The sequence below is a fragment of the Rhizobium sp. NPDC090279 genome, from assembly GCF_044769665.1.
Lineage (GTDB): Bacteria > Pseudomonadota > Alphaproteobacteria > Rhizobiales > Rhizobiaceae > Rhizobium.
Genome location: NZ_JBIVYI010000003.1, coordinates 165,568 through 185,958, shown reverse-complemented (window position 1 = coordinate 185,958; position 20,391 = coordinate 165,568). Strand labels below are relative to the sequence as shown.

The 20,391-nt window shown below is 61.7% G+C and carries 21 protein-coding genes; 8 read left to right on the top strand and 13 right to left on the bottom strand.

What is annotated here, in order from left to right:
- The first annotated feature begins 3 nt into the window (after positions 1–3).
- Complete coding sequence (gene pbpC / locus ACIQWP_RS08865) at positions 4–2,091, top strand: penicillin-binding protein 1C (protein ID WP_402785054.1); 2,088 nt, start codon at positions 4–6, stop codon at positions 2,089–2,091.
- A 93-nt stretch (positions 2,092–2,184) separates the two neighbouring features.
- The gene (locus ACIQWP_RS08860) at positions 2,185–2,544 is read left to right on the top strand and encodes a nuclear transport factor 2 family protein (RefSeq protein WP_402785052.1); all 360 of its coding nucleotides are present in this window, start codon (positions 2,185–2,187) and stop codon (positions 2,542–2,544) included.
- Positions 2,545–2,805: 261 nt separating this feature from the next.
- On the opposite strand, the gene pheT is transcribed toward ACIQWP_RS08860, so the two are convergent.
- The 5 genes from pheT to infC form a co-directional block, all read right to left on the bottom strand.
- The gene (gene pheT, locus ACIQWP_RS08855) at positions 2,806–5,229 is read right to left on the bottom strand and encodes a phenylalanine--tRNA ligase subunit beta (protein WP_402785049.1); all 2,424 of its coding nucleotides are present in this window, start codon (positions 5,227–5,229) and stop codon (positions 2,806–2,808) included.
- Between the two features lie 15 nt (positions 5,230–5,244).
- Positions 5,245–6,327, bottom strand: coding sequence for a phenylalanine--tRNA ligase subunit alpha (gene pheS / locus ACIQWP_RS08850; protein WP_402785046.1), 1,083 nt, complete (start codon positions 6,325–6,327; stop codon positions 5,245–5,247).
- A gap of 327 nt (positions 6,328–6,654) precedes the next feature.
- Positions 6,655–7,059, bottom strand: a complete 405-nt coding sequence (rplT, locus tag ACIQWP_RS08845) for a 50S ribosomal protein L20 (RefSeq protein ID WP_402785043.1) — start codon at positions 7,057–7,059, stop codon at positions 6,655–6,657.
- Positions 7,060–7,096: 37 nt separating this feature from the next.
- Positions 7,097–7,300 (bottom strand): 50S ribosomal protein L35, encoded by a 204-nt coding sequence (rpmI, locus tag ACIQWP_RS08840; protein ID WP_003544621.1) that lies wholly within the window; start codon positions 7,298–7,300, stop codon positions 7,097–7,099.
- A gap of 329 nt (positions 7,301–7,629) precedes the next feature.
- On the bottom strand, positions 7,630–8,166 hold the full coding sequence (infC, locus tag ACIQWP_RS08835; RefSeq protein ID WP_184461881.1) for a translation initiation factor IF-3: 537 nt from the start codon (positions 8,164–8,166) through the stop codon (positions 7,630–7,632).
- A 278-nt stretch (positions 8,167–8,444) separates the two neighbouring features.
- Here infC and ACIQWP_RS08830 point away from each other — a divergent pair, with 278 nt between their 5' ends.
- Entirely contained in the window at positions 8,445–9,257 is an 813-nt protein-coding gene (locus ACIQWP_RS08830) for an alpha/beta hydrolase (RefSeq protein ID WP_402784916.1), read from the top strand.
- Between the two features lie 234 nt (positions 9,258–9,491).
- Positions 9,492–10,091: a transglutaminase-like cysteine peptidase gene (locus ACIQWP_RS08825; protein ID WP_402784913.1), complete on the top strand. Its 600-nt coding sequence runs from the start codon at positions 9,492–9,494 to the stop codon at positions 10,089–10,091.
- 77 nt (positions 10,092–10,168) lie between these two features.
- Here the strand turns inward: ACIQWP_RS08825 and mbfA are convergent, their stop codons facing one another.
- Positions 10,169–11,152 carry an iron exporter MbfA gene (gene mbfA / locus ACIQWP_RS08820; protein WP_402784910.1) on the bottom strand — a complete coding sequence of 328 codons (984 nt, stop codon included), beginning with the start codon at positions 11,150–11,152 and terminating at the stop codon, positions 10,169–10,171.
- Between the two features lie 260 nt (positions 11,153–11,412).
- On the opposite strand from mbfA, the gene ACIQWP_RS08815 reads away from it, so the two are divergent.
- Positions 11,413–11,880 carry a group III truncated hemoglobin gene (locus ACIQWP_RS08815; RefSeq protein WP_402784907.1) on the top strand — a complete coding sequence of 156 codons (468 nt, stop codon included), beginning with the start codon at positions 11,413–11,415 and terminating at the stop codon, positions 11,878–11,880.
- Here the strand turns inward: ACIQWP_RS08815 and ACIQWP_RS08810 are convergent.
- Positions 11,877–12,059, bottom strand: a complete 183-nt coding sequence (locus tag ACIQWP_RS08810) for a hypothetical protein (protein ID WP_402784904.1) — start codon at positions 12,057–12,059, stop codon at positions 11,877–11,879. The genes ACIQWP_RS08815 and ACIQWP_RS08810 overlap by 4 nt on opposite strands.
- A gap of 116 nt (positions 12,060–12,175) precedes the next feature.
- Here ACIQWP_RS08810 and ACIQWP_RS08805 point away from each other — a divergent pair, with 116 nt between their 5' ends.
- Complete coding sequence (locus ACIQWP_RS08805; RefSeq protein ID WP_402784901.1) at positions 12,176–12,919, top strand: CDP-diacylglycerol diphosphatase; 744 nt, start codon at positions 12,176–12,178, stop codon at positions 12,917–12,919.
- 134 nt (positions 12,920–13,053) lie between these two features.
- On the opposite strand, the gene ACIQWP_RS08800 is transcribed toward ACIQWP_RS08805, so the two are convergent.
- Positions 13,054–13,968 carry an EamA family transporter gene (locus ACIQWP_RS08800; protein ID WP_402784898.1) on the bottom strand — a complete coding sequence of 305 codons (915 nt, stop codon included), beginning with the start codon at positions 13,966–13,968 and terminating at the stop codon, positions 13,054–13,056.
- A gap of 97 nt (positions 13,969–14,065) precedes the next feature.
- A complete protein-coding gene (locus tag ACIQWP_RS08795) occupies positions 14,066–15,091 on the bottom strand; it encodes a histone deacetylase family protein (RefSeq protein ID WP_402784895.1) in 1,026 nt (341 codons plus the stop codon).
- A 136-nt stretch (positions 15,092–15,227) separates the two neighbouring features.
- Here ACIQWP_RS08795 and ACIQWP_RS08790 point away from each other — a divergent pair, with 136 nt between their 5' ends.
- Positions 15,228–15,833, top strand: coding sequence for an HAD family hydrolase (locus tag ACIQWP_RS08790; protein WP_402784892.1), 606 nt, complete (start codon positions 15,228–15,230; stop codon positions 15,831–15,833).
- 10 nt (positions 15,834–15,843) lie between these two features.
- Here ACIQWP_RS08790 and ACIQWP_RS08785 read toward each other — a convergent pair whose 3' ends face one another.
- The gene (locus ACIQWP_RS08785) at positions 15,844–16,365 is read right to left on the bottom strand and encodes a GNAT family N-acetyltransferase (RefSeq protein ID WP_402784889.1); all 522 of its coding nucleotides are present in this window, start codon (positions 16,363–16,365) and stop codon (positions 15,844–15,846) included.
- 18 nt (positions 16,366–16,383) lie between these two features.
- Positions 16,384–16,956: a helix-turn-helix domain-containing protein gene (locus tag ACIQWP_RS08780; protein ID WP_402784886.1), complete on the bottom strand. Its 573-nt coding sequence runs from the start codon at positions 16,954–16,956 to the stop codon at positions 16,384–16,386.
- A 170-nt stretch (positions 16,957–17,126) separates the two neighbouring features.
- Here ACIQWP_RS08780 and lepA point away from each other — a divergent pair, with 170 nt between their 5' ends.
- Positions 17,127–18,959, top strand: a complete 1,833-nt coding sequence (lepA, locus tag ACIQWP_RS08775; protein ID WP_402784883.1) for a translation elongation factor 4 — start codon at positions 17,127–17,129, stop codon at positions 18,957–18,959.
- A 9-nt stretch (positions 18,960–18,968) separates the two neighbouring features.
- Here the strand turns inward: lepA and ACIQWP_RS08770 are convergent, their stop codons facing one another.
- The gene (locus ACIQWP_RS08770) at positions 18,969–19,424 is read right to left on the bottom strand and encodes a GFA family protein (RefSeq protein ID WP_402784880.1); all 456 of its coding nucleotides are present in this window, start codon (positions 19,422–19,424) and stop codon (positions 18,969–18,971) included.
- 92 nt (positions 19,425–19,516) lie between these two features.
- A complete protein-coding gene (locus ACIQWP_RS08765; RefSeq protein WP_402784876.1) occupies positions 19,517–20,251 on the bottom strand; it encodes a type 1 glutamine amidotransferase in 735 nt (244 codons plus the stop codon).
- Positions 20,252–20,391 lie beyond the last annotated feature (140 nt).

The window sequence follows — 20,391 nt, the reverse complement described above, 5'->3', positions numbered from 1 at the left end:
GAAATGAAGGCGCGGTGGAAAATTGCGATCGGCCTTGGAGCCACTGCCGCAACAGTGGTGGCGCTGGTCTTTGGCCTGGAAGCCGCGGACCGCGCCTATCCGCCGCCGCTGGACAATGCCCGCGTGGTCTCGGCCGAGGTGCTCGACGCCAATGGCGATCTGCTGCGCGCCTTCGCCACGCCCGAGGGCCGTTGGCGGCTGAAGACCGGCGTTGCCGACGTCGATCCGCAATATCTGCGCATGCTGGTCGCCTACGAAGACAGACGCTTCTACGATCATCACGGCGTCGACCCCATGGCGATCGGACGCGCCTTCCTGCAGCTCGTCACCCACGGCCGCATCGTGTCAGGCGGCTCGACGCTGTCGATGCAGGTGGCGCGGCTGATCGAGCCGCGCAGCGAACGGTCCCTGACGGCGAAGCTCCTGCAGGTCGTTCGCGCCATCCAGATCGAGCGGCGGCTGACCAAGGAACAGATCCTCGATCTCTATCTGACCCATGCGCCCTATGGCGGCAATCTGGAAGGCGTGCGCGCCGCGAGCCTCGCCTATTTCGGCAAGGAGCCGCGGCACCTGACAGTCGCGCAGGCAGGCCTGCTCGTGGCACTGCCGCAGTTGCCGGAAAAGCGCCGGCCGGACCGCAATCTCGCCGCCGCCCAGGCCGCCCGGCATCGTGTGCTTGAGCGCGCGGCGGTGGCTACGGTGATCGGCGAAGGCGAAGCGGAACGGGCGTCACTCTCGCCCATTCCAGCGGACCGGCGGCAGCTGCCAGCCTATGCCGCGCATCTGGCCGAACTGGCGCTCCGAAAGCAGCCCGGCGTCGTCAAGCACAAGACGACGCTGCGGCGCGACGTGCAGCAAGGGCTCGAAGCCGTTGCGGATGCAGCGGCGAAGCGGCTGGGGCCGAAGGTGTCTGTCGCCATGATCATGGCCGACGCCAAGACCGGCGAGATCATCGGCGAAGTCGGTTCGGCCAATTATTTCGATTCCTCGCGCGCCGGCTGGGTCGACATGACCCGCGTGCTGCGCTCGCCCGGCTCGACGCTGAAGCCGTTCATCTACGGCCTTGCCTTCGAGCAGGGCTATGTGGCGCAGGAGACGATCGTCGAGGATCGGCCCGCCGATTTCTACGGCTACCGCCCGCGCAATTTCGACATGAGCTACCAGGGCGATGTCAGCGTGCGCCAGGCATTGCAATTATCTCTCAATGTGCCGGCCGTGCGCCTGCTCGACGCCGTCGGGCCGACGCGGCTGCTGGTGCGCTTCCGCCGCGCCGAGGTGAAGCCGAAGCTGCCACCGAACGAGGCGCCGGGCCTCGCCATCGGCCTTGGCGGCGTTGGCGTGACGCTCAAGGACCTCGTGCAGCTCTATGCCGGGCTTGCCAATCGTGGCAAGGCGATGCGGATCGGCGATGGCGTTCAGGACGAGCCGGGAGCGATCGACGACGAGCCGCTGATGGAGCCAATCGCGGTGTGGAACATCACCGACATTCTCTCCGACATCATCGCGCCGCGCGGCAGCAAGCAGCTCGGCATCGCCTACAAGACCGGCACCAGCTACGGCAACCGTGACGCATGGTCGATCGGCTATGACGGCGCGCATGTGCTCGGCGTCTGGGTCGGCCGTCCGGACAATGGCGCCGTGCCGGGGCTGGCGGGCTATGTTTCGGCCGCGCCGATCCTGTTCGAAGCCTTTGCCAAATCAGGCGTTGCCATAACCCCCTTCCCGCCGGCTCCGATGGGCGCGGTGCGCATCGCGCCGACCGAGCTGCCGATCAGCCAAAGGCGCTTTTCCGTCACCGCCGCCGGGCTGCTGGCCGCTTCGAGCCGCGAACCGGCGCCGCAGATCGTCTATCCGCCGGAAGGCGCGCGCGTCGATCTCGGCGCCAGCAGCGGCAACGAGCAGATCATGCCGCTGGCGCTGAAGCTGCAGGGTGGACGGGCGCCGTTCCGCTGGCTCGCCAACGGCAAGCCGCTGCCCGACATGTCGCGCCGTCGCACCAACCAGTGGACGCCGGATGGCGCGGGATATTCGACATTGACCGTGATCGATGCGGCCGGGCGGGCGGCGAGCGTGCGGGTTTTCGTCGAATAGTATCCGTCACATCCTCGCGATCACGCCGTCACGTTTTTGTCAGCCGACGGCGTCTATGATATCTTACGCATAACTCAAACGAGGAATGGCGAGATGTCGGAAGAGCAGGCAATCCGTGCGGTTGTTCATCTCTATGTGGATGGCATGGCATTCGCGAACGAGCCGGCGCTACGCAAGGCGTTCCATCCGCGAGCCGATATCATCGGCAATTACCAGGGCGCGGTGGAATGGATGACCCGGGATGAATTCATCGCCGCCATCGTCGAGGAAGGCAGCGCCCCGCCCGGCACCATACCGCTGATGGACATCGAGCTGATCGACATCGAGGGCGATGCGGCCAGCGTCAAGGTCGTCGACGAATTCGCCGGCATGCGGTTTTCCGACTATCTGTCACTGGTGAAGATCGATGGGCGCTGGAGCGTGGTGAACAAGGTTTACCATCTGCATCGGTAGAACCGGTTGCTTTTGATATGGCGCACCTCTGATACCCCCCTCTGTCCCTTTCGGGACATCTCCCCCACATGGGGGGAGATCGTTGGGAGCCTGCAGCTCTTTATCCGCAAGACAGTAATTTGTGGTTTCTGCGGACTCGATGTTTGCTTGAGGCAGGCGAGCGCCGCAAGTTACCAATCTCCCCCCATGTGGGGGAGATGTCACGAAAGTGACAGAGGGGGGTGACGCACCCTCCGCAAACTCAGCGGCAGATAAGACGCCTCACCCCCTCAACACCCCGCCCGTCGTCTTCGCCACATTCGCCACGATCTTCTGCGTCAGCGCCTCGAAGTCCTCGTCGGTCAGCGTGCGCTCGGCCGGCTGGATCTGCACTTCGATGGCGATCGACTTCTTGCCTTCACCGAGCGATGCGCCCTCGAAGATGTCGAAGACGTTGACGCCGGTCACCAGCTTGCGGTCGGCGCCGACGGCGGCGCGGATGATGGCGCCGGCTTCTACCGACTTGTCGACCACGAAGGCGAAGTCGCGCTTGACGGCCTGGAACGGCGAAAGCTCCAGCGCCGGCTTGGTGCGGGTCGCCTTCTTCTTCGGCTCGGGCATGGCATCGACATAAACCTCGAAGCCGGCGAGAGCGCCTGACACGTCGAGCGCTTCCAGCGTCTTCGGGTGGAATTCGCCGAAATAGCCGAGCACGACCTTCGGACCCATCTTGATGGTGCCGGAGCGGCCGGGGTGATACCAGGCGGGGCCGCCCTGCTCGATCTGGATGTTGGTCATCGGCAGGCCGCAGGCCTCGATCACGGCAAGCGCGTCGGCCTTGGCATCGAAGACGTCGACCGGCTTACCGCCGCCCTTGGCAGCGTTCGACCACATGCGGCCGGCGCCTGACAGCGTTGCCGTGCCGCGGCGGATACCGCCGGCGACGCGACGCTGGCCTTCGGGCGTATCGTTTTCATAGGTGCCGGAGACTTCGAAGATCGCGACGTCGCCATAGCCCTTGTCGGCATTGCGCTGCACAGCCGAGAGCAGGCCCGGCAGCAGCGACGGACGCATGTCGGACATGTCTGATGCGATCGGGTTCGCAAGCTTCAGCGCGTTGGAACCGCCGCCGAAGAGTTTGGCCTGATCTTCGGAAATGAAGGACCAGGTGACGGCTTCCAACATGCCGCGCGATGCCAGCGCGCGCTTCGCCGTGCGCGTGCGGATCTGCAGCACCGTCAGGATCTTACCGTTGACGGCGGCATGGCTGCTAAGCGGCTGCGGCTTGATGTTGTCGACGCCGTGGATGCGCATGATCTCTTCGACGAGGTCGGCCTTGCCGTCGACATCCGGGCGCCAGGAGGGAACGGCGACCGAGATGCGCTCGCCCGAACCGGAGACCGAGAAACCGAGCTTGGTCAGGATCGACTTGCTTTCATCAGCCGAGACCTCGAGGCCGGTCAGGCGCTTGACTTCCGATAGCGGGAAATCGACCACCTTGGCCTCATAGCCCTTATAACCTTCGACCCGTGCCTTGGCAGCCGTGCCGCCGCAGCAGGCAAGCACCAGCTCGGTCGTGCGCTCAAGCCCCGGAACCATGTATTCCGGATCGACGCCACGCTCGAAGCGGTAGCGCGCATCGGTGATGATGCCGAGGCCACGGCCGCTCTTGGCGATGTTCATCGGGTCCCAGAGTGCCGATTCGATCAGCACGTCCGTGGTATTCTCGTCGCAGCCGGAATGTTCGCCGCCCATGATGCCGCCGATCGACTCGACGCCATTGTCGTCCGATATGACGACGTTGCTCGGGTTGAGCTTGTATTCGCGCTCGTCCAGCGCCAGCACGGTCTCACCGTCCTTAGCGCGACGCACGACCAGATTGCCCTTGACCTTGGCGGCGTCGAAGACGTGCATCGGCCGGCCCTGATCGAAGGTCATGTAGTTGGTGATGTCGACCAGCGCGCTGATCGGGCGAAGACCGATCGCGAGCAGCCGCTGCTGCATCCACTTCGGGCTCGGGCCGTTCTTGACGCCGCGCACGAGGCGAAGCGCGAAGCCGGGGCAAAGACGCGAATCGTCCAGATCGATCTTGAGCTCGGTCGTCGTTTCGCCTTCGACGGCGAAGGACGGCGCCTTGTGCGGCTTCAGCGTCCCGAGGCCGGAGGCGGCGAGATCGCGGGCGATGCCGTAGACGCTGGTGCAATCCGGACGGTTCGGCGTCAGGTTGATCTCGATAACCGCATCGTCGAGGCCGGCATAGGCGGCAAAGCTGGTGCCGACGGGCGCATCTTCGGGCAGATCGATAATGCCGTCATGGCTGTCGGAGATTTCCAGCTCCTTTTCCGAGCACATCATGCCGCGGCTTTCGACGCCGCGAATGTTGCCGATGGCGAGCGTCACGTCGATGCCGGGAACATAGGTGCCGGGAGCCGCAAAGGCGCCAACGAGGCCTGCGCGCGCATTCGGCGCACCGCAGACGACCTGAACAGGAGCGCCGCTGCCGATATCGACCATCAGCACCTTCAGGCGATCGGCCTGCGGATGCTTTTCGGCCGAGAGAACCTTGGCGATGACGAAGGGCTTGAACGCGGCCTTGTCATCGACATCCTCTACTTCCAGCCCGATCTGTGTCAGGCGTGTGCAGATCTCGTCGAGCGTGGCATCGGTGTCCAGGTGCTCTTTCAGCCAGGAGAGTGTGAATTTCATCTGATCAATCCTTGCTTACGCGCTCAGACCGCCGAACAAAGTCGGCATGTCGAGCGGGCGGAAGCCATAGTGGTTCATCCAGCGGACATCGGCGTTGAAGAAGTCGCGCAGGTCGGGCATGCCGTATTTCAGCATGGCGATACGGTCGAGGCCCATGCCCCAGGCAAAGCCTTGATATTCATCCGGATCGAGCCCACCGTGACGCAGCACGTTCGGATGCACCATGCCGCAGCCAAGGATTTCCATCCAGTCGGTGCCTTCGCCGAACTTGACGATCGGGCCGGAACGGTCGCACTGGATATCGACCTCGAAAGAGGGCTCCGTGAACGGGAAGAACGACGGGCGGAAGCGCATCGTCACATTGTCGACCTCGAAAAAGGTCTTGCAAAACTCTTCCAGCACCCAGCGGATATTGGCGACGTTGGCCGTCTTGTCGATGACGAGGCCTTCGACCTGATGGAACATCGGCGAATGCGTGGCGTCCGAATCCTGGCGATAGGTCTTGCCGGGGATGATGATGCGGATCGGCGGGCTCGAGGCTTCCATCGTGCGGATCTGCACCGGCGAGGTGTGCGTGCGCAGCACCTTGCGCTCACCCTTCTCGTCCGGCTGGAAGAAGAAGGTGTCGTGCATTTCGCGGGCCGGATGCCCTTCCGGGAAGTTCAGCGCCGTGAAGTTATAGTAATCTGTCTCGACGTCGGGACCTTCGGCGATCGAGAAGCCCATGTCGCCGAAGATGGCAGTAATCTCGTCGACGATCTGGCTGATCGGGTGAATGCGGCCGCGTTCGGCCGGCGACGAGCGCACCGGCAGGCTGACATCGACGGTCTCGGCCTTCAGCTTCGCCTCGATCGCGGCATCGCGCAGCGCACCCTTGCGGTCATTGATCGCATCGGTCACGGAATTCTTCAGCGCGTTGATCGCAGCACCCCGCGTCTGCCGTTCTTCCGGCGACATCGAGCCCAGCGTCTTCAGCAGTTCCGAAACCGAGCCCTTCTTGCCGAGTGCTGCGACCCTGACTGCCTCGATCGACTGCTCGTCGGTCGCCGCGGCCACTTCGGCCATGAGTTGGGTTTCAAGTGATACGAGTTCCGTCATCTGGTCCTGCCTTGCGGGCGGCGGGCTTGGAACGCCGCTCAGTCCGCGGAATAATGGATGAACGCCCGCATCAGACAGCTTGTGGCAACGATGAGGCGCTGCAGATCACTATCCATGTGCAAGCGGCCAATCAACCGGGCAAATGACAAAAACACGCCAAGAATGCGGTCCTTGGCACTTGTCGCCCGATGCGCGGCCCGTTTTTCGGGCCTTACCCGACAAGACAGCCTGACACGATGGAAAAGCGTATGCTGCAAACACAAAACCCGCGCCGGTTTCGCCAGCGCGGGTTTCATAATGAATTTACGAAAGACGTGCGAGGCAGCGTTAGTTAACGGCTGCTTCGAACTCGTTCTTCGTGCCAGCGTCCTTGAGGTACTCAAGTGCCTTCTTGGATGCTGCAACGAGGGCGCCGAATGCTTCCGACTCATGGATTGCCATGTCGGAAAGAACCTTGCGGTCGACTTCGATGCCAGCCTTGGTCAGGCCGTCAATGAAGCGGCCATAGGTCAGGCCGTGTTCGCGGACGGCAGCGTTGATGCGCTGAATCCAGAGGGCGCGGAAGTTGCGCTTGTTGACCTTGCGGTCGCGGTAAGCGTACTGCTTGGAACGGTCGACGGCGGCCTTGGCGGTACGGATGGTGTTCTTGCGACGGCCGTAGAAGCCACGGGCCTGCTTCAGAACCTTCTTGTGCTTGGCGTGGGCGGTAACGCCTCTTTTTACACGTGCCATTTCATGATCTCCTTAGTCTATAGCGTTACGAATAGTCTTAGAGACCGTTCGGCAAGTAGTTCTTGATTACCTTACGGCCATCCGGTTCTGCGAGAACCATGGTGCCGCGGGCGTCGCGAATGAACTTGTTGCTACGCTTGATCATGCCGTGGCGCTTGCCAGCAGCGGCTGCCTTGACCTTGCCGGTTGCGGTGATCTTGAACCGCTTCTTGGCAGAGGACTTCGTCTTCATCTTGGGCATTTTGCTACTCCTTCGATGCTTCCTGGCGCGCTTTGCTAAAAAGCCCTTCCCACAGATCCGGACTGGCCGGGCTGCAACAAGGTGCCGGAGCGTTTGTTGTTGAACGGCGGATACGGTGACGAACCGCTCCACCAGCATTCTGAACTGCCACGGCATGCCCTGCCGGTCAGTTCGGACGCGCGCTTATAACCGCACTTGCCTTGAAGTGCAACGGTGCGGATGCGGGAATCTTTGCAGATCGATGACAGACATCGACCTCCACCGCAGACGCAGAAAAGGAAAAAGCCGCCCAAGGGACGGCTCCGGCCTCTCTTGCGTCTACCTGCGCCTCACTTCGGCGCAAGCACCATCATCATCTGGCGGCCTTCGAGCTTGGGCTCGGCTTCCACCTTGGCGATCTCAAGCGTATCTTCCTTGACCTGCTGAAGAAGCTTCATGCCGAGTTCCTGGTGGGCCATTTCGCGGCCACGGAACTTCAAGGTCACCTTCACCTTGTCGCCTTCCTCGAAGAAACGGCCGATCGCCTTCATCTTCACCTCATAGTCATGGGTGTCGATGTTCGGACGCATCTTGATTTCTTTGACTTCGACGATCTTCTGCTTCTTGCGCGCTTCGGCTGCCTTCTTCTGGTTGGCGTATTTCAGCTTGCCCAGGTCGAGGATCTTGCACACAGGCGCTTCAGCATTGGGGGAAATCTCCACCAGATCGAGACCGGCCTCCTCTGCCATTCTCAATGCCTGGTCGATCGGTACAACGCCCAAATTCTGGCCGTCAGCTGTAATGAGCTGAACTTTGGGAACGCGAATTTCCCTGTTGGAACGTGGCCCGTCCTTTACGGGCGCATCGGTTTTAAAGGGTCTGCGAATGGTCGTATTCTCCACGAATTGTTTCGGATAGCTGCAGCCTCTCGCTCCCCGTCGGCGCAACTGACGGAAATGTCGTAAAAGCTGTGTTGAAGTCAATAGCATGACACCAGGAAAAAAGCACCTCCCGCGTGTCAATAGAGTGTCATAGAAGCGCGAGATGCGCGAAGGACACAGTATCCTTCCCTAATTATATAGAGAGTCTAGCGAAGAGATCGAGGATTTTTCGGGTCACGCGAGAGCGAATCTGTTCTATAGGGCAGAAAATCCGGGAGTTTTTCATGTCCGAGACCGCCGCCGCCATCCAACCGACCTTCCTTCCCGTTGGCACGGGCGAGAGCGAGCGCCAGATCGCCATCGTCCAGCGCCCCGCCGGCAAGGGCGCCAGGAATGTCAGCTTCGTCTGGTTATCCGGCTATCGATCCGACATGAGCGGCAGCAAGGCGGTGGAACTGGATGCGCTGGCGGCGCGACTGGGTATCGGCTGCATCCGCTTCGACTATTCCGGCCACGGGCAATCCGGCGGCAAGTTCACCAACGGCACGATCTCGCGCTGGCTGGAAGAAGCGCTCGCCGTCATCGACCACACCAAGCCGAAGAAGATCGTCCTCGTCGGCTCATCGATGGGCGGCTGGATCGCGCTTCGGGTCATCCAGGAGCTGCGGAAGCGCAAGAAGGCGCCCATTATTGCCGGTCTCGTGCTGATCGCGCCCGCAGCCGATTTCACCGTCGATCTCATCGAACCGAACCTTTCGGACGTCGAGCGGCGCTCGCTGGCGGAGCGCGGCTATTTCGAAGAGCCCTCGGACTACAGCCCCGAACCTAACATCTTCACCCGCGCCCTCATCGAGGATGGCCGCGCCAATCGCGTGCTGACTGGCATCATCGAAACCGGCTGCCCGGTGCATATCTTGCAGGGCATGCAGGATGCCGACGTGCCGTTTGCGCATTCGTTAAAGCTGGTCGAGCACCTGCCGGCCGACGACGTGGTGTTAACACTTGTGCGCGATGGCGATCATCGCCTGTCGCGACCGCAGGATCTGGAGCGCATGCTCGCCGCGGCCGAGACATTGGCGCTACACGATACGCTATAAAAACAAATAGATATCTGCGAGATACCGTCTGCGTGGCCTCCTTGCCGGATGCCGTTTGCGCGCGCCTGCGTAATCACAGGCAGCAGAAAATTATGGCAGCTACCTCCTTGATTGTGCCGAAATTAACCATATGAGCCGGTTCCGGCGTTAACACTTAAGTAACGATTGACTTCGCGCACCCCCCTACATTAACAATTTGTTAACAAATGCAGGGACGATACAAGGATAGTGGGCGTGCGTATTAAGGGCTTGTTGATTGCCTTCGCTGCTATAGTTGCGATGTCGTCGGCGGCGGTGCCGGCGCCCCAGCAGGGCGTTTCGATGACCGTCGGCAACGTGACCTCCCAGCCGATCGGGCACTACGACTTTTGTCAGAGACATACCGACGAATGCGGCCCGACCCGCAATATCGGTCCCGTCGACATGAATGCGGCCTCCTGGGCGCTGGTCAACCAGGTCAACCTGCGCGTCAACAAGACCATCCGCCCGGCGACCGATATGGAAGTCTACGGTCAGGAAGAATATTGGGAATATCCGAAGACGGCCGGCGACTGCGAGGATTTTGCCCTGCTGAAGCGCAGGATGCTGATGCAGAGCGGCATTTCCGCTTCCAACCTCTTGATGACGGTCGTGCGCAAGCCCGATGGTGAGGGACATGCGGTGCTGACGCTGCGCACCAAGCAGGGCGACTATATCCTCGACAACCTCGAAGACGAGATCAAGGTGTGGTCCAAGACCCCCTATTCCTACCTGAAGCGCCAGGCGAGCTTCAATGCCGGCCGCTGGGTCACCATCGAGAACGGCAACGACGTTCTGGTCGGCGCCGTCAAGTAAGCACCGCAATCACCGGCATGGGAAGAAGGCCGGCAAATTTGCCGGCCTTTCCCTATTCAGCGGTTCGGGACAGCAGCCTAGGCGTTCCCGATCAATATGCCCGCCGCGAGCACGAGAGAGCCGCCGACCACCACCTGGAAGGCCGCGCGCAGAAACGGCGTCTCCATATATTTGTTCTGGATGAAGGCGATGGCCCAGAGCTCGAAGAAGACGACGATGGCGGCGATGATCGTCGCGGTCCAGAAGTAAGGAATGAGATAGGGCAGCGCGTGGCCGAGACCGCCAACCGCTGTCATGATACCGCAGGCAAGGCCGCGCTTGATCGGCGAGCCGCGACCGGAGATCTTGCCATCGTCATGCGCCGCCTCGGTGAAACCCATGGAGATGCCCGCGCCGACGGAAGCCGAAAGACCGACGAGAAAAGTCTGCCAAGTATTTTGCGTGGCGAAGGCGGCGGCAAAGATCGGCGCCAGGGTGGAGACGGAGCCATCCATGAGACCGGCGAGCCCCGGCTGCACATAGGTCAGCACGAACTGGCGCCGCGCCTGCGCATCCTCCTCGTGCTTGACCGTATCAGGCGTGTGCTTGTCGCCCAGCATGCGCGCGACGTCCTCATGCCCCTGCTCGGCCAGCGCGAGATCGCCGAGAAGCTGGCGCGTCGAGGCATCGGACACCTGCTTGGCCGCTTCGACATAGAAATTATAGGCCTGCTGTTCCATTGCCTCGGCTTCGTCGCGCATGGCGTCGAGCGAGAGGTTCTTGCGCAGCCAATCCGGCTTGCGCTCGTAGAACCCTCGCACATGCTCGCGCCTGATCAGGGGGATACGCTCGCCGAAGCGGCGGCGATGCATGTCGATCAGCGTCTTGCGATGAGTATCCTCGACTTCGGCCATATCTTCAAAAACCTTGGCGGACTCGGGATAATGCGGGCGCAAAGTATCGGCATAGGCGAGATAGATGCGCGAATCATCCTCTTCGGCCGCGATGGCGATCGCGAGGATCTCCTGCTCTGAAAGGGAGGTGAAGGGGCGTTTCGATTGACGGAACAAGCCTAGCAGCATCGGGGGCAACCTCATAACTTTAGAATTATTCTAATTCTAAAGTGGCAGCTTGTACGGGTCAAGCGTCGAGGTGTTGTTAGGGAGGAAAATCGAGCCGGAAAATTTGCAACCCGCCGAACGAGGCAGCGACAAATAGCAAGCCGACTTTGACAGATTGCCGCAACATCGCCATGACGTCTTGGTCGCGCCGGGAAATCGCATACATAGACGCAGACAGACGTCGGTGCCGCGAGGTGCCGCGTCCCCGCTCGGAGAACATGATGGAACATGACCTACAGGCCCGCGCCGCTCATCTGGCCGGCATTCGCGAAAGGGCCGAGGCGGAGATGGCGAGCATCGGCATCGATGCTGCCTTCATCGACAGGCTGGTCGACACATTCTATGGCCGCGTTCAAGCGCATCCCCGGCTTGGCCCTGTGTTCGACGGACGCCTTGCCGGGCGCTGGCCCGACCATATGGAAAAGATGAAGCGCTTCTGGTCATCGGTTGCCTTCAAGAACGGCGCCTATGGCGGCAAGCCGGTGCAGGCGCATCTTGGCGTCGAGGGCATGGCAGCCGATCTCTTTCCTGAATGGCTGGCGCTTTTCTCGCAAACGCTTGCCGATATCGCACCCTCCGAGCAGGCGAAGGGCTGGTTCATGGCAACGGCCGAGCGTATCGCCAAGAGCCTGACGCTCTCGCTCTTCTATAATCCGGCGCTGGACGATCCCGCGAGGAAGACTGTTTAGGCGAGCCGCGCGCAAATGCGCGGCGCAATGGCTGCTGCCGCCAACCACGGTGACATCCTTATGGCAACTTTGAGCCTTATACGGTTCATCACCGGTTTTGCAAGTTCAACATTTTCTGTTTTGCCAGACACGGCATCTGGAAATATCAATGTGCCGACGGTCACAACGGAAATCTCCATCGAATTATCCAGGTCGATGGCTCTTCCGCGTCTGTCGCAAGGGATTTAGGATAGGGTATCGTGAAAGGCAGGTCTTCGGGAATGAGTGGCTCTTCAGCAGGAACTAGAAATCACGCATGAAGCATCGGCTTGTCGTTCTCTCTATTTCTCTCGCGATTGCTGTCGTCATCATGAGCTCATTTGCCAGCCGCTCCGCCTTGGGGCTGGTCGTTAGAGCCTGCGAGGTCAACTCGACCCTGACGGGATCGCCGTATCCGTGCCTCAAGATCGTTCGGGCTGAGGCCCCGTTGTCCTCCTATGTCGTTCTTCGCGAGCCGGCGGACAAGGAGCGCACCATTCTTGCACCGCTGGCCGATGTGCCCGGCATCGAAGACCCGCGCCTTCTGGCGGCGGACGCACCGAACTATTTCGATGACGCCTGGCGAGAGAGGGCCGACGGACTGGGTCTGCGCGCCTGGAAGGATTCGCCGCAGAATTTTGCACTGGCGATAAACGCCGCCAACTGGCGCACCCAGGATCGGCTTCATATCCATATGGGGTGCCAGACGCCCCGCTTTCACGCTTTGCTGAAGACCCATGCGACAGCGATCGAAAGCGGCCGGTTTACAAACTTGAAGACAAGGGCCGGTTGGTGGGCGACCTTCTACAAGGCCGAAGACCTCTCCAACATGAACCCGTTGAAGCTTGTCGCGGATGGCGTTGCCGGAGCCCGCTCGAACATGGAAAACGTGGTCGTTGGCGTTTTCAGCTCCACATCGGCGGACGGGCAGCATGGCTTCTATATTCTGGCGAGAATCATGGGAGAAAACAAATCCCGTGGGTCGGCGGAGGATATGATTGATCCCAAGTGTACACTGTAAGATGCGGCACGATAGGGATGAGTGGCCAGTCGGGTTTGAGTGCGCGGAGAGCGGTTACCCCCCTTTGTCACGAAGTGACTGAGGGGGGTCCCAGAGGCTCGGCACGCTCGAACCCCAGCGATCCGACCGACAAATCAGCCTTTTGCCGCAAAAATCGTAGCCCCGATGCTGGCGGAAACGACGAGCGCCGTGCCGAACATCTGCGAGGGCGTCATCGGCTGCGACAGGATGATGAAGCCGGCAAAGGCGCCGATGGCGGGCTCGAGGCTCATGAGGATGCCGAAGGACGACGTCGGCATCCGCCTGAGCGCCACCATTTCCAGAACATAGGGAAGCAGCGGCACAAGCAGCGCCAGGCCGGCAATTTCGAGGAGGCCGTAACCCGTCAGATGCGGAGCGGCGGAGACAAAGCCGAAGGGCGTCGAAACGACCGCCGCGACCAGCAGCGACATGGAAAGGCCTTCGAGCCCCTGAAAGGCATTGCCGACCTTCTTCGTCAGCAGAATGTAGCAGGCCCACCCTGCCCCGGCGCCGATGGCAAAGAGGATGCCCGGCATATTGCCGACCCATTCCTCGCCATCATAAGCCAAGAGCAGGACGCCGATCGCGGCAAAGATCGGCCATAGAAGCTGGCGGCTCAGGCCGAAGCCGAGGGTCGCGACCAGCAAAGGTCCGAGAAATTCGATAGCGACGGCAAGGCCCAGGGGAATGCGCGCGATCGCCGAAAAGAAGGAGGTCGTCATCAACGCAGAGACGGTGCCGAGCGCCAGCACGCCGAGCCATTGCGAGCGGTTGTAGCTGAAGATCTTCGGACGGACGACTAGCGCCAAGGCGATGGAGGCGAAGACGAGGCGCAGCCATGTGGCGCCCGCAGGCCCATAGGCATTGATGATCGGAGCCGACAGGGCCGAGCCGAACTGGATTGACGACATCGACATGACGCACATGAGCACGCCGGCGGCAATGCCGCCCGAAGACGGCGCGACATCCGGATGCGGCATCAGCGCCGCGCCGCCATCCGTGCCACTCTCGATCAGTTTCTGGTCCATGACCTCCCCCGTTTCGCGGGTTTTTTAGAGCTCTGGCCAGATGCTGGCAAATTCAAACTTTTCATCCTGCGATCAGGGGCCTTGATACAAGCGCTTCTCAGGCTTCAAGGCCCTTCAGCACATTGGCGACGTTGAGGCCGATCTCGGGAACGCCGTAACCGCCCTCCATACAGACGAGGACGGGCAGACCGGCAGCCGCAACACGCTCGCCCATGCGGATGAAATCTTGTGACGCCAGTTTGAAGAAGGAAATGGGATCGCGCTCGAACGTATCGACGCCGAGCGAGAGGACGATCGCCTCCGCACCGAACGCCTTGATGCGGGCAAGCGCGTCGTCGAGTGCCGCCGACCAGACCTCCCAGGGCGTGCCGCGCTGCATGGGGTAGTTGCGGTTTGTGCCGATGCCATCACCCTCACCTTCCTCATCGGCATGGCCGAGGAAATAAGGAAAGGCATGGATCGGATCGCCATGCAGCGAAGCGGTGAAGACATCGCCGCGCCGGTAGAATATGTCCTGCGTGCCGTTGCCGTGATGGAAATCGACATCGAGCACGGCAACCCTGGCCGCGCCGTGATCGCGCAGGCGCTGCGCGGCAACGCCGGCATTGTTGATGAAGCAATAGCCGCCGAAGAGATCGTAGCCGGCATGATGACCGGGCGGGCGGCAGAGCGCGAAGGCGAAACGATGGCCGGCGTTCAGCCAATCGGCACCGGTCATGGCGCAGCGCATCGAGGCGAGTGCTGCCTCGTAGGTGCCTTTGGTGATTGAGGTGTCGGCGGCATTGGCATAGTGGCCGATCAAACCGACGATGTTTTCCGGTATGCGCTGGCTGGTGCGCCTGACAGGAAAGGAATTCGAGATCGCCTCGCCCGTGTAGCCGGCGGCGACCCAGCGCTCCCAGACCACACCCAGAAAATCGAGATAGGCCGGATCATGCACCTTGCGCGCCGTCTCCAACCCATGGGCATCAGGCGCAACGACATCGGTAAGACCAGCCTCCTTGACGGCAGCCAGAATCCATTCGGCGCGGAAGGGCGCTTCAAAGGGCGTGACGAGCTGGCCATCATGCAGCTCGGTCTTCGCATCCCTGAGCTTGTGATCTTCCGAATAGATGACGCGCATGTCTGCCTCCTCCGTTATCCCGTCGACGCAAGGCTTACATGGATCGCGCCTGAGAAAAAAGAGCACGGGGCGGTCTTGAAGGTCATCGCAAACGACTGCACCTTCCGCCTGCATTGGATGAAGCGAGGGCAGCAGCATGAAAATCCTGATGGTCGATGTCGACGGCGTTCTGGTGCATGGCCGCCCGAGCGACGGGCTGCCGCTTTTCACCTATCTGGAGCGCGATCTCGGGCTAAAGCTGGAAGTGCTTCAACAAGCGTTCTTCAAAACCTGTTGGGTCGATATCGTCACCGGCCGTGATGCGCTGGAGCCGAGGCTAGCGGAGGTTCTCGGCAGGGTCGCTCCCCATCTCAGTGCCCGAACGCTGATCGACTACTGGTTCGAAAACGACTCCCGCCTCGAACACGGCCTGCTCGAAGAGCTCGCCGCATTGCGTGCCGGGGGAACGAGAATGTTCCTCGCGACCAACCAGGAGCGCATGCGCGCCGCCTATCTGATGGACCAACTCGGGCTCTCCTCACGTTTCGACGGCATTTTCTATTCCGCCGCGCTCGGCCATCAGAAGCCATCAGCCGAATTCTTCCGGCTGGCGACCGAACGGGTCGAGCTTCCCGCCGGCCAGATCGGCTTCATCGATGACGTCGAGGCCAATATCGAGGCCGCGCGGCAATTCGGCTGGAAGGCGATGCAATGGACATCGGGCTCCAAGTTGCAGGATGCCATTGCCGCCTTCTCTGCCTAAGCGGTCATTTTCAGATTGCGATGCGCTTGTAGAAAATGGTCGTGTCGCAAAGTCCGCCTTCCGGCCACAGGGCATAATCCGGGATGACGCCGACGCGTTGCCAGCCGAGACGTGGATAGATCGCCTCGGCTTCACTGCCGGTTGCCGTATCGAGCACCAGCAAGCTCTTGCCGAGGCGGGCCGCCTCGCGCTCCGCAGCTTCCATCAACAGACGGGCAAGACCCTTGCCGCGGGCGGAACGATGCACCAGCAATTTCTTCAGATCGCCGCGATGCGGCTGGTTCGGCATCTGTGCGGCGCCGACCTGCACCGTTCCGACGACCCTGCCCTCGATCTCAGCGACGAGAAGCAATGTCCCGCCGCTCTCGACGCCATCTGCGACACCTTGCCAGTAGGGCAAGGCATCAGCCGTTCCGTAAGGCTGCATGAAGCCGACGGAGGCGCCGCCATTGACGCAATCGGCAAGTACGTCGCAGAGATCCGTGAGCCTATCACGAGCCTCGGCGGCGGAGAGAAGACGAATATCGGTCATGAAGAGGTCCTTGGGTAGCTACGAACGGCCGCGATCGAGGATGACGCTGTAGCGCGCCGGACCCTCGCTGGGATTATGGAAGGCGTGGCCGTCGCCGACGCCCATGAACAGGCAATCGCCCGGCATCAGGCAATGGACGACGTCGCGATGCGTCACTTCCATCTCGCCCTCGAACAGCCAGACATGCTGGGTCATATCGGCGCTGGCCGTATTCGGCGGGAAGATGACGCGTGCACCGGGAGGGAAGATAACTTCGACGACATCGACCTTCGAACCCGTGCCCGGCGGTGAGACGGCACGCCTGACATAGCCGGTTCCCGGATCGCGCCAGATCGCCTGCTGCTCGCGGCGGGCAAGCGGCGACACCTCCTCCTCCTCCTCGGCAAAGAAGGCCGAAAGCGAAAGGCCGAGCGCCGCGCAGAGCCGCGACAGCAGCGAGGCCGTCGGGCTCGCCTCCGCCCGCTCGATGCGCGAGATCATGGCGCGGCTGACCGCCGAGGCATTGGCGAGCTCATCCAGCGTCAGGCCGCGGGCGATACGCAGCTCCTTGATGCGGACGCCGATCGCCAGTTCCAGATCATCATCCGCCATCGTCCATGTCTCGCGCTTTGTAATTCCACTATATGAGAAATACACGATCTCATGATGGAATCAAGTGCGCTTCGATGCTGAGCGACAGCGGCCGGAAAAGGCTAACATAACGTGAAGATAGCCGCCAAACCCCTGCTTTTCCGCTTTGCGGCGCGGGGCGGCGCTGCTATATGGCGCGCATGAGCACCAATTCCACCACTCCGCTTTCGCACATCCGCAACTTCTCGATCGTGGCCCATATCGACCACGGCAAATCGACGCTGGCCGACCGCCTGATCCAGACGACGGGCGGCCTTGCCGAACGCGAGATGTCGGAGCAGGTGCTCGACAATATGGAGATCGAGCGCGAGCGCGGCATCACCATCAAGGCCCAGACGGTGCGCCTGCACTACAAGGCCAATAATGGCGAGACCTATATCCTCAACCTGATCGACACGCCCGGCCACGTCGACTTCGCCTACGAAGTCTCGCGCTCGCTGTCGGCCTGCGAGGGTTCGCTGCTGGTTGTCGACGCGTCGCAGGGCGTGGAAGCGCAGACTCTCGCCAATGTCTATCAGGCGATCGACAACAATCACGAGCTCGTCACCGTGCTTAACAAGATCGACCTGCCGGCGGCCGAGCCCGACCGCATCAAGGACCAGATCGAGGAAGTGATCGGCATCGATGCGTCGGACGCCGTACTGATTTCGGCGAAGACCGGCCTCGGCATTCCCGACGTTCTGGAAGCCATCGTTCACAAGCTGCCGGCGCCGAAGAGCGCAGGCGGCGAAAAGGCGCCCTTGAAGGCGCTGCTGGTCGACAGCTGGTACGACACCTATCTCGGCGTCATGGTCCTCGTGCGCATCATCGACGGCACGCTGACCAAGGGCCAGACCATCCGCATGATGGGCACCGACGCGAAATACCAGATCGAGCGCGTCGGCGTTCTCACGCCGAAGATGGTCGCCGTCGACAGTCTCGGTCCCGGCGAGATCGGCTTCATTACCGCCTCGATCAAGGAAGTGGCCGATACCCGCGTCGGCGATACCATCACCGAGGACAAGCGTCCGACCGCCCAGGCCCTGCCTGGCTTCAAGCCGGCGCAGCCCGTGGTGTTCTGCGGCCTCTTCCCGGTCGATGCCGCCGATTTCGAGGACCTTCGCTCGGCCATGGGCAAGCTGCGCCTCAACGACGCCAGCTTCTCCTTCGAAATGGAATCCTCGGCCGCTCTCGGTTTCGGTTTCCGCTGCGGCTTCCTCGGCCTTCTGCACCTGGAAATCATCCAGGAGCGCCTGGAGCGCGAATTCAACCTCGACCTGATCGCGACGGCCCCTTCCGTCGTCTATCAGCTCACCATGACCGACGGCACCGAGATCGAGCTGCACAACCCGGCCGACATGCCCGATGTCGTCAAGATTTCCGAATTCCGCGAGCCGTGGATCAAGGCGACGATCCTGACGCCGGACGATTATCTCGGCTCGATCCTGAAGCTCTGCCAGGACCGCCGCGGCGTCCAGACCGAGCTGACCTATGTCGGCAACCGCGCCATGATCACCTACGACCTGCCGCTCAACGAAGTCGTCTTCGACTTCTACGACCGTCTGAAGTCAATCTCCAAGGGCTATGCCTCCTTCGACTACAGCCTGACCGACTATCGCGAGAGCGATCTCGTCAAGATGTCGATCCTCGTCAATGCCGAGCCGGTGGATGCGCTGTCCATGCTCGTGCATCGCTCCGCCGCCGAAAAGCGCGGCCGCGTCATGTGCGAGAAGCTGAAGGACCTGATCCCGCAGCACATGTTCCAGATCCCGATCCAGGCCGCCATCGGCGGCCGCATCATCGCCCGCGAAACGGTGAAGGCGCTGCGCAAGGACGTGACCGCCAAGTGCTACGGCGGCGACGCCAGCCGCAAGCGCAAGCTGCTCGACAAGCAGAAGGAAGGCAAGAAGCGCATGCGGCAGTTCGGCAAGGTCGAAATCCCGCAGGAAGCGTTCATTGCGGCACTGAAGATGGGGGATGAGTGAGGCTCAGCCTCACCCTTGCCCCATATACTCCCCGATCAAGCCCTCATAATCTTCCATCGCCGGCAGCGCGGCGTAGCTGTGCTTGGCCGGCGTCGTCACCCAGGGCAGCTTTTCGCTCGTCCAGGTCTCGACGAAGGGCGTGAACCAGCCCGTATCATCAAGCATGGTGGCACGTACATTGACGAACCAGTCGACGCCATCCAGCTTCGTGAACAGCCAGCTCATGCAATGCGGGCAGAAATAGTGATGGATGGCGGCGCCGTGCAAGCCGCCGATCACGGGCTCGCCTGCGGTGACCTCGAAGCCCTGAGTCGGGATGGCGGCGCTCAGCGAATAGGGGCCTGCCGTCATACGCTGGCAGCCGGTGCAATGGCAGGCCATGGTCAGCAGCGGCTTGGCGCTGATCTTCAATCGCACCTGCCCACAGCGGCAACCGCCCTCGCTCGGTAGTTCCAGCGTGCTCATGATGATTTCCTCCTATTTCGTAGATTATCGACGTGTAGCATGTCGCTATCGGAAGCAGCGGCCCTGCAATGGACGAGAGCCCCTGGCGATCCTCAAGCCTCCGCGACTTGCAGAGACTCCGTTCGGGCGCCAATCGTCCGCACCCAGGCCCTGGCGATGGCGAGCCCTGCGGTCTCCGCCGCCGCCGCGTGTTTGGCGAGCAGCTCCGGATAGCTTTCCAACCAGCCGGGTTCCTTGCGCTCGATCGTTTCCTTGAATTCGCTGCGCCAGCGATCGACCACGGCGGCGTTGGCCTCGAAGTGGAACTGCGTGCCGTAGGTGGCGCGGCCGATGCGGAAGGCCTGGTTCGGCGTGACACCGTTTGCCGCAAGGCGTACGGCACCGGCTGGTAGGGTAAAGGTGTCGCCATGCCATTCGAAGATGGTGAATTCGTCGCCGACATCGGCGAGCAGCGCGTCTTTCCTGCCCTCATTTGTCAGGCCGACCGTCTTCCAGCCGAATTCATGGGCGGTGCCGATCAGATTGTCCGCCTCATAGGCTCGCGCCAGGATCTGGCTGCCGAGGCAGATGCCAAGCACGGACTTGTCTTCGCCCTCGAAGCGCCGCATCAGGCCCGCCAGTTCCGGCAGGTAGGGGTGAGTTTCATCATCACGGGCATTCTGCTCGCCGCCGAGCACCACAAGCGCATCATAGGCTGAGGTGTCCTTGGGAAGGGCCTCGCCATCCCAGGCGCGGACCCAGTCGATCGTTGCTCCAGCCTCCTCCAGCGCGATGCCGAGGGCGCCAAGCGGGGTGTTCTTCATGTTCTCGATGATTGCGACGTGCATGCCGATGATTCCCGAGCGATATTCCCGCCAGAGATGAGCACGGGGCGGCCGGTCAGGCAAGAGGCCAGAGCGGTTAAGCTTTCCAAACCACTTCGCGCTTTTCCTGGAATGGCTTTGGCTTGCGGCCGCCTAAGACTATG

Coding starts and splice junctions, on each gene's coding strand:
- pbpC (WP_402785054.1), top strand. CDS start 4: ATGAAGGCGCGGTGGAAAATTGCGATCGGCCTTGGAGCCACTGCCGCA.
- ACIQWP_RS08860 (WP_402785052.1), top strand. CDS start 2,185: ATGTCGGAAGAGCAGGCAATCCGTGCGGTTGTTCATCTCTATGTGGAT.
- pheT (WP_402785049.1), bottom strand. CDS start 5,229: ATGAAATTCACACTCTCCTGGCTGAAAGAGCACCTGGACACCGATGCC.
- pheS (WP_402785046.1), bottom strand. CDS start 6,327: ATGACGGAACTCGTATCACTTGAAACCCAACTCATGGCCGAAGTGGCC.
- rplT (WP_402785043.1), bottom strand. CDS start 7,059: ATGGCACGTGTAAAAAGAGGCGTTACCGCCCACGCCAAGCACAAGAAG.
- rpmI (WP_003544621.1), bottom strand. CDS start 7,300: ATGCCCAAGATGAAGACGAAGTCCTCTGCCAAGAAGCGGTTCAAGATC.
- ACIQWP_RS08830 (WP_402784916.1), top strand. CDS start 8,445: ATGTCCGAGACCGCCGCCGCCATCCAACCGACCTTCCTTCCCGTTGGC.
- mbfA (WP_402784910.1), bottom strand. CDS start 11,152: ATGCTGCTAGGCTTGTTCCGTCAATCGAAACGCCCCTTCACCTCCCTT.
- ACIQWP_RS08815 (WP_402784907.1), top strand. CDS start 11,413: ATGGAACATGACCTACAGGCCCGCGCCGCTCATCTGGCCGGCATTCGC.
- ACIQWP_RS08810 (WP_402784904.1), bottom strand. CDS start 12,059: ATGGAGATTTCCGTTGTGACCGTCGGCACATTGATATTTCCAGATGCC.
- ACIQWP_RS08805 (WP_402784901.1), top strand. CDS start 12,176: ATGAAGCATCGGCTTGTCGTTCTCTCTATTTCTCTCGCGATTGCTGTC.
- ACIQWP_RS08800 (WP_402784898.1), bottom strand. CDS start 13,968: ATGGACCAGAAACTGATCGAGAGTGGCACGGATGGCGGCGCGGCGCTG.
- ACIQWP_RS08795 (WP_402784895.1), bottom strand. CDS start 15,091: ATGCGCGTCATCTATTCGGAAGATCACAAGCTCAGGGATGCGAAGACC.
- ACIQWP_RS08790 (WP_402784892.1), top strand. CDS start 15,228: ATGAAAATCCTGATGGTCGATGTCGACGGCGTTCTGGTGCATGGCCGC.
- ACIQWP_RS08785 (WP_402784889.1), bottom strand. CDS start 16,365: ATGACCGATATTCGTCTTCTCTCCGCCGCCGAGGCTCGTGATAGGCTC.
- ACIQWP_RS08780 (WP_402784886.1), bottom strand. CDS start 16,956: ATGGCGGATGATGATCTGGAACTGGCGATCGGCGTCCGCATCAAGGAG.
- lepA (WP_402784883.1), top strand. CDS start 17,127: ATGGCGCGCATGAGCACCAATTCCACCACTCCGCTTTCGCACATCCGC.
- ACIQWP_RS08770 (WP_402784880.1), bottom strand. CDS start 19,424: ATGAGCACGCTGGAACTACCGAGCGAGGGCGGTTGCCGCTGTGGGCAG.
- ACIQWP_RS08765 (WP_402784876.1), bottom strand. CDS start 20,251: ATGCACGTCGCAATCATCGAGAACATGAAGAACACCCCGCTTGGCGCC.